The organism is Chroococcus sp. FPU101 (genome assembly GCF_017312365.1).
Classification (GTDB): domain Bacteria; phylum Cyanobacteriota; class Cyanobacteriia; order Cyanobacteriales; family Microcystaceae; genus Chroococcus.
This window is the reverse complement of sequence record NZ_BLJI01000078.1, coordinates 1-7,162: the sequence shown is the minus strand read 5'-3', so window position 1 is coordinate 7,162 and position 7,162 is coordinate 1. Positions and strand designations below refer to the sequence as shown.

General features: G+C 38.2%; 7 protein-coding genes. 2 read left to right on the top strand and 5 right to left on the bottom strand.

All coding sequences use genetic code 11. The annotated features are described in order from the left end of the window. From CFPU101_RS24820 to CFPU101_RS24800, 5 genes are all read right to left on the bottom strand, one after another. The coding region (locus CFPU101_RS24820) for a hypothetical protein (protein ID WP_206818514.1) at positions 1–242 on the bottom strand (242 nt) is incomplete at its 3' end. Between the two features lie 151 nt (positions 243–393). Continuing rightward, positions 394–966, bottom strand: coding sequence for a hypothetical protein (locus CFPU101_RS24815; protein WP_206818513.1), 573 nt, complete (start codon positions 964–966; stop codon positions 394–396). Between the two features lie 447 nt (positions 967–1,413). Further along, positions 1,414–3,909 carry an alpha/beta hydrolase gene (locus CFPU101_RS24810; protein WP_206818511.1) on the bottom strand — a complete coding sequence of 832 codons (2,496 nt, stop codon included), beginning with the start codon at positions 3,907–3,909 and terminating at the stop codon, positions 1,414–1,416. 77 nt (positions 3,910–3,986) lie between these two features. After that, on the bottom strand, positions 3,987–4,400 hold the full coding sequence (locus CFPU101_RS24805) for a nuclear transport factor 2 family protein (protein WP_206818510.1): 414 nt from the start codon (positions 4,398–4,400) through the stop codon (positions 3,987–3,989). A 172-nt stretch (positions 4,401–4,572) separates the two neighbouring features. Then, the gene (locus tag CFPU101_RS24800) at positions 4,573–5,280 is read right to left on the bottom strand and encodes a bacteriorhodopsin (protein ID WP_206818509.1); all 708 of its coding nucleotides are present in this window, start codon (positions 5,278–5,280) and stop codon (positions 4,573–4,575) included. A gap of 375 nt (positions 5,281–5,655) precedes the next feature. Here CFPU101_RS24800 and CFPU101_RS24795 point away from each other — a divergent pair, with 375 nt between their 5' ends. Beyond that, entirely contained in the window at positions 5,656–6,000 is a 345-nt protein-coding gene (locus tag CFPU101_RS24795; protein WP_206818502.1) for a DUF3140 domain-containing protein, read from the top strand. A 275-nt stretch (positions 6,001–6,275) separates the two neighbouring features. After that, positions 6,276–6,962, top strand: coding sequence for an SOS response-associated peptidase (locus tag CFPU101_RS24790; RefSeq protein WP_206818500.1), 687 nt, complete (start codon positions 6,276–6,278; stop codon positions 6,960–6,962). Positions 6,963–7,162: the final 200 nt, after the last annotated feature.

Below are 7,162 nucleotides of genomic sequence, written 5' to 3'. Positions count from 1 at the left end.
CTAATTCGCAACTTAGTATCAGTCATCACAAATAGGGTTTCTGATGCTGCTCCTAGGGCAAGCCGTAACGGGAACCATAACCACACAGAGGGCATAATTGGAAATAAGGCCATGATGGTTGCAGCCGACAGCAGTGCAATTGATATGGGTAGTTTGGGGCCAGTTCGCCAAGCAAGACCAGGTAGGAACGGTGCAATTACTAGAGCCCCAACCGCCTGCATCGACGCATTCGCACCAATCATGCTTTATATCAAAACCTAATTGAGTTAAACTTAGTGCTAGTAGTGGCGCACTCAAGCCATAGGTCAATCCGAAAATCATCGCAGCAGCAACAATTGATATCATTGCGGGAAGATTTGAGCGTGTCTGCTGTCCCTCTGCACTCTGCATCCGCTAGTGCGTTTCATATTCGTACCAGATATCCCACAACCGAGCAAACCACGATTGACTATGACCTTCTAATACTTGTTGTAAGGTTTGCGTATAATCTAGCACTAAACCTGGTGTCCAAGTCATCGCTTCGGCACGCGATCGCCACATGGCTAACAACCACATAGCAGGATCACTGAGCAAGCGAAACAGTGTCCGCCAAACTGAGGAAGTCCCAAGCACGCCCTCAACCGACGCATCCAAAGAAAGGATGACAGTCGAGGAACAGTTACGACGCGTGAGATTATAAACTGTATTGCGACGGTAAATATCGACAAAAGCACGCAATGCAGTACTATTATAGTGATAGAAGAACAAGTTGCGATCGGGTTCTTTCCACTCAGCCGATTCTTCTTCTAGTGAGGGTTTGAATTGCCCTGTCACATCGTTTTCGGCATCCGCTCGTGATAGGTGAGTAAATTCTGTAGGCGAATAATCAATATCATCCCCAGGTACAAAGCTGACATAAACATTAGGCGGCGCAGATATGGCAGGGTGTCCCGTTAGAAACCACTCCATTTTGATCCATCGTTGCATAGCTAATCCGAAATAAACCGTCAACCACTAACGCGACCCTAATCACAATCGCGGCAAGGATATCGTCGTCCCGGGAATATGAATCGCAAGAAAACCCAGGGCAAAAAATCCAAGAGACTTAATGACAGAGAGTATAGCGTTATAAAATCCGATGAGTGCCAGTGAGAGCAGCCGTACTATACCCTCAATGATGAACTAAACACCTATTAGATCAGTTGTAATAACGATTTCCCTGTAGAACAAATTTTTGATAAAAACTACACTGATCAGCACGCTAAGAACTGAGACGACGATAAATACCTTCCAATACTTACAGAGCGGCTTGGCTCCTAAAAGTAAAAGTATTAATCGGATCATGAAGAACCTCTATCGATAGTAGACTGCAAATAAAGCGATGCTGATACCACATTCATCTTAATTGAATACTTAAGGACTGTAGTAACTTTTTTAATTTTTAAGATTTAGACAATAATCGGCTGTCGCTAAAATATGGTTTTTAACACCATCAGAAAAGTATTGATTTGTCAATTGTTCTAAGATTTGATTATTTAAAAAGCGATTGACTAAATTTTGCCACTGGGGATCATCATTAGGTACAATCAAGCCATAATACTCACAAGTTAAAGGAATCTGAGGCATCAATTGATATCCACTCGCTAATGAGGGTTTTTCTTGCATTTGCGTCCTTAGGAGAACTCCATCATCAATTAACACATCAATCTGACGATTTTCTAGAGCTTGAATTGCTTTCTCGATCCCGTCTTCTTGAGCAAAAGTAACATTTGTCGCTTGTGGATATTTTTGATTCGCTAATAATTCAGCAGTAGTGTTAGCTAAAACACCCACTTTTGTTTTGGCTGACAATGAATTCGGATCGATTTTATTAGCTTGATTATTGGGAACTAAAAAATAAGTTCCTGCTGTAAAAAAAGGAAGTGAGAAACTAACTTTGGCCACATCATCCCTAATTGTATTCGGGCCACATTCAAGGTGAACGGTATTATCAGTCACTAGCTCAAAGCGATTATCTAAATTAGAAGGTAAAGTAACGACTTGTGGTGTGAGCTTCAAATTGAATTCTTTTTGTAGATAGCTTGCTAAAGAATTGCTCAATACCGAACAATATCCCTGCCATTCTCCTTGGCTATCGATATAGCCAAATGGATTAGCATCTCTACGATAAGCAACTTTTAAGACTCCAGTTCTTTTAATTTCTTCAATAATCGTTTTATTGCGGGGTGGGGCAGTCGCTATAATCGGGGATGGAATGATAAGAATTGGGGCTTTTTTTCCGTAGGCTGTTTCTATTTCTTGAGGTGTAAGGGATTGAATCTGAGCAATGCGATACTGATCATTACTCGAAGCTTCTCCATAAGCCGCGCTTAAATAGGGTAAATAGTTTTGCTCATTGCGTAGATAGACGTTCATAAAAGCAATACTCAGACCCATGAAATACGCGCTAGTAGCTGCTCGATTGGTTCCGACAAAAGACTCTGGAATAAATTTAGCGGTATACTCAGCAGAAGGACTACTAGAACTAAAATGTCCTCCTGGTTGATACATCAATAAATGTCGATTGGGAGATTGTAGCCAAATAAATGGATGAATTTGCTCTAATGCGACTGGAGTAACAATATCATGATTTCCTCCAGCAATTAAAATCGGAATTTTAATCTTTGCCATTCCCTCTGGGCCAAAAATTTCACTAGCAAGCGGATGTGCAGCAATGACTGCTTTAATGCGAGGATCATAAAGACTAAATTCACTTGGGGGAAGATATCTTGCTTGACATTGCAGGAGGAGTGCAGCACTGATAATAATTTCTTTAGTATCGCAGACTTTTTGTAGGCGAGGTATATTTAATTCGGCACCTGCGATCGATAGAACAGTTGTTGCGCCTAAAGAATCTCCAATCACGCCAATCTGTTGTAGATTGACTCTTTTCGCCCAACTTTTATCATTCGCTACTAATTGTTCTAAATAATCGATGACATTGCTCAAATCTCTAGGACGATCAATATATTCAATGGGACTTAAGGCACTACTTAACTTTCCTTGTAATAATTCTCGGCGATATTGTAAATCACTACCGATATGTTCGGGAATGATCGCAATAAAACCGTAAGATGCTAAATGTTGCGCTAATTTAACAAAATTTTCTTTCAGTGAGCCGAAACCATGAGAAATTAAGATTACAGGAGCAGGTTTTGCCAAATTTTGAGGAAGATAAATATCAGCATTAAATTGATACTGTGAAGCTAATCCTTCTTCGGTTTGACGGAGCGCATCTCTAGAGATTAAAATTGTTTTTTTGGTAACACGATAAGAACCTGCTTTTTTTAAATCAGGTAATTGAGATAGATTTAATGTTGTCTGAGTGGCTGCTTCTTTTTTCGACTCTGAAGCAACAGCAGCGACGGCTGATTGCTGATAGCTAAAATAGATCGCTAATTCATCTTTAAGTTGTAATAAAGCTTCGCCATTAATATAGATATCTTTAGTTGGAAAAGCTCGAAAAACATCTAATAGTGTCCACCCATCGGGGTTTCCCGCCGCCGTCACGACTGCCCCACGAATTGCATAAAAACCATTATTGTTGGGTTCAGTTTGAATAACTTTTCCTAATTGCCTGATCAAATCTTCAACTAAAGAAGTTTGAGTGAGTTGATAAGTATTAACTTGATTGAAAGAAGACTTCGCTAAGAGCAACTTACGCAAATGTTCCATCGCTTCTGGCTTGAAGAAACGATTAAAAAGCTTTAGATTTCCTGTAATTTTCCCTTCTTTAGCAAATGTTTCTAAAGAATCAATTGACACAGACAAATCTAAATCTTCATAGATCAGTTGAATTTGTTCCGCCGCTTGAACGGTTGTGGTAATTCCCGAAACAATAGATAAGCTGATGCACGCTGAAAAAAGTTGTTTTAAAAACTTAAATTTCATTATCCTACAGATAAATAATAATCCATAGATGTATTGTACCTATGGTTTTTTAGAATAAATTATTCTTAAACTAAAAATTAGCGGAACTTTCGCTGTGATTCTTGAATTGGCAGATCATTAATACTAGCTTCTCGTCGCCGCATCAATCCATTATCAGCAAATTCCCATTGTTCGTTACCATAGGAACGATACCATTGACCCGAATCGTCATGCCATTCATACTCAAATTTGACAGAAATCCGATGCTTTGTAAAGCTCCATAATTCTTTTTTTAAGCGGTAATCTAATTCTTTATTCCATTTTCGGATCAGAAATTCACGAATTTGCTCTCTACCTACCAGAAATTCCGAACGATTGCGCCAAACAGAGTCTTCAGTATAAGCTAAGACGACTTTTTCAGGATTTTTAGTATTCCAAGCATCTTCAGCCATTTGTACTTTTGTTTTAGCAGTTTCTTTAGTAAATGGGGGTAGGGGTGGTTTATTTTCCACAATGATTTCTCGATGGATGTTAATTGATCTTCTTATTTAAGTCTACTTGAATCGAGTCATATTTTAGTCATAAGCGAGAAAGAAAAAGCCTAATTTTATAACTATAGCAATGTCTTAAAAATTGACAGTCATATTTAAAATTATTTTAACTCTCAATTTTTAAACAACTTGATTAAATAGCTGATGGTTCAAAATCTTTAGTTGATTGTGTCTCGGCGATTTGTTCTAACTGATACAAACTATTTAAAGATAAAAAGCCAAATCCAACTTTAGAAACAATATCCAAAATGGTATAACCTGCCGTTTCCTGACTTTGACTAAGAATATTAAATCCTGTACTTGCTAGTATCCAAACTATAGGGTAAAGAGTCCATATGACAACATGGAATGTTAGTAACTTACGAAAAACTTTTTTAGAACGAGGGTGTTTTTGCTCGGCTTCAATTCGATAGGGACGAATGAGTAAATAAATCGCCGCTAAAAATGCACCACAACTAACACAATACCAAACATGATTGATTGGTTTTGGTGATATAGTTGCTGCAAATCCCGACAAAATCATATAGGCATTTGCTCCTAATAAACTGCCTGTGACGGCGACGCTACTTCTACCTAAAAAGGCGAGATCGAGTAATAAAAGCGGTGTGGACATAAACCAAGTAACGTAGCGAATCCAAAAAGTAGGACGACCATAGATAATATTTTTTCCTTGTCCCATAGCCATAGCTAGATACAGACCACAGGCAATAAGACAGATAAAAAAGTTAAGAATATACAAGATTTTCCATCGCTCATTTCTAGCATTTGCAGCACCAAAGCCAAAAATTAGAGAACCGATCATCATTGAAAATACACCAATCCATAACCAAGTTTGAACCATATTCTGTTTTTTGTTAAATCTATTTGTAAGTGAGTAAACTATACTTACTTTGCTTGGTTTTAATTTAGGTGACTTGTCCCTAAAGTATGAATTAGCTATCTGTCTTATTGTAGAAATTATGTATGGTGTATTGACACTCTTCGCTTTGCTAACCAAAATATCAAAAGTAATTTGAGTTAGATGTGACAAACGGTTTAGAACTAACGAGGTTATAAAATTATTTGTCTAAAGATAGAGGAATCTAGCTGTAGGATTGAATATCTTTAAAACAGTGCTGTTTGCCTATGTAATTCAAGATATTTCGTTAAAACTGAGAAAACAGGTAAAAAAGCAGCTTGTGATTTTGAGACTTTAAAAAATGGAGGAATAGGCACAATGTCTAGTAAAAGTAAGACTGATGAAAAAACCGTGATTGAAGACTTTAAGCAAGCAATTAACATAAGTGCAAAAGAATTAGACTCCTGGTTGAAAACTAAAGAATCTCAATCAGTTGGCCAAAAATCGGATGGAGAAGAATCAATTGGTCATGAGTCGGGACGGCACATCATCGAAATTTTACATAAGAAAGCTGATTACACTGAAGATGATTTATCCCAGATGAAGCGGGTACTTAGCTATATTCATCGTCATTCGGCACAGCGTCCATCTGGAGATATTGAACATACTCGCTGGCGTTATTCTCTGATGAATTGGGGACATGACCCGCTTAAAGAAGATTAATAGAAGTATAATTCTGTGAGGGTGCTATCTCCAAGATTAGTTTTAAAATTTGGCTAATGAAAGCAACCTCTTTTCTAGATTATGCGATAACACTAAAATTAGCACTTGTTAGAGCCAGAATAGCCAACTGAGTCGCGGCGATTCCCCCAATTTTATCAGCATCGAAGCTTGATTTTAATAACAAACTTCAAAGCTATATTCAAATTATGATTAAATGAACAAATGTATGGTATAATTGTACTTAATTCAGGACAGTATTTTATTAAAAGCAGCTAATGTGCGGACGATTTACCTTACGACAAACCCCTGAAGAGATTGCTGTTTCATTTGAGTTATCAGCTATTGATGAGCAAATTCTAACCCCTCAGTACAACATTGCTCCGACAAAAGCGGTTGCAGCGATTACCCTTAACGCTAAAAGCAGTCAGAGACAATTAAAAGGATTACGATGGGGATTAATTCCTAGTTGGGCAAAAGATGACAAGATTGGCTATCGACTAATCAACGCTAGAGCAGAGACATTGAGCGAGAAAGCGTCTTTTCGTAATGCTTTTAAAAACCGTCGTTGTTTAATCCTCGCTGATGGTTTCTATGAATGGCAGAAAACGGAAAAGCAAAAACAGCCTTACTACTTTCAACTTAGGGATAAAAAACCGTTTGCCTTTGCGGGACTATGGGAGACATGGCAACCACCCGACGGTGAAATGATTGCATCTTGCACAATCATCACTACAGAAGCTAACGAGTTAGTAAAACCCATTCACAATCGAATGCCCGTTATTTTGTCTCCTGACGCTTACGATCAGTGGCTAGACCCCAAGGTAAAACAGCCTGAAATTCTCACCCCACTCCTCAAACCCTACGATGAGCAAGCAATGGAAACTTATTCCGTTAGTCACGCGGTGAACCGTCCTTCTCACAATCAGCCAAATTGTATTGAACCACTTTCTAAAAAAGTTTGATAAGCACGATTAATAATTTGCATATGCTTAATAGCATCATTAGATTTATTTAACCTGAGTTCGGGATAAGAAAAGGGACAGGTAGTAAGCTGAAAATAACTACAAATTCAGTAAACCTGCCCTATGTTTAGTTTAGACGCTTTGTTTTGTGATGTGGATGATTTTTGCGCTGGCTTTGAAGCTGATACTAAGTTGCGAAT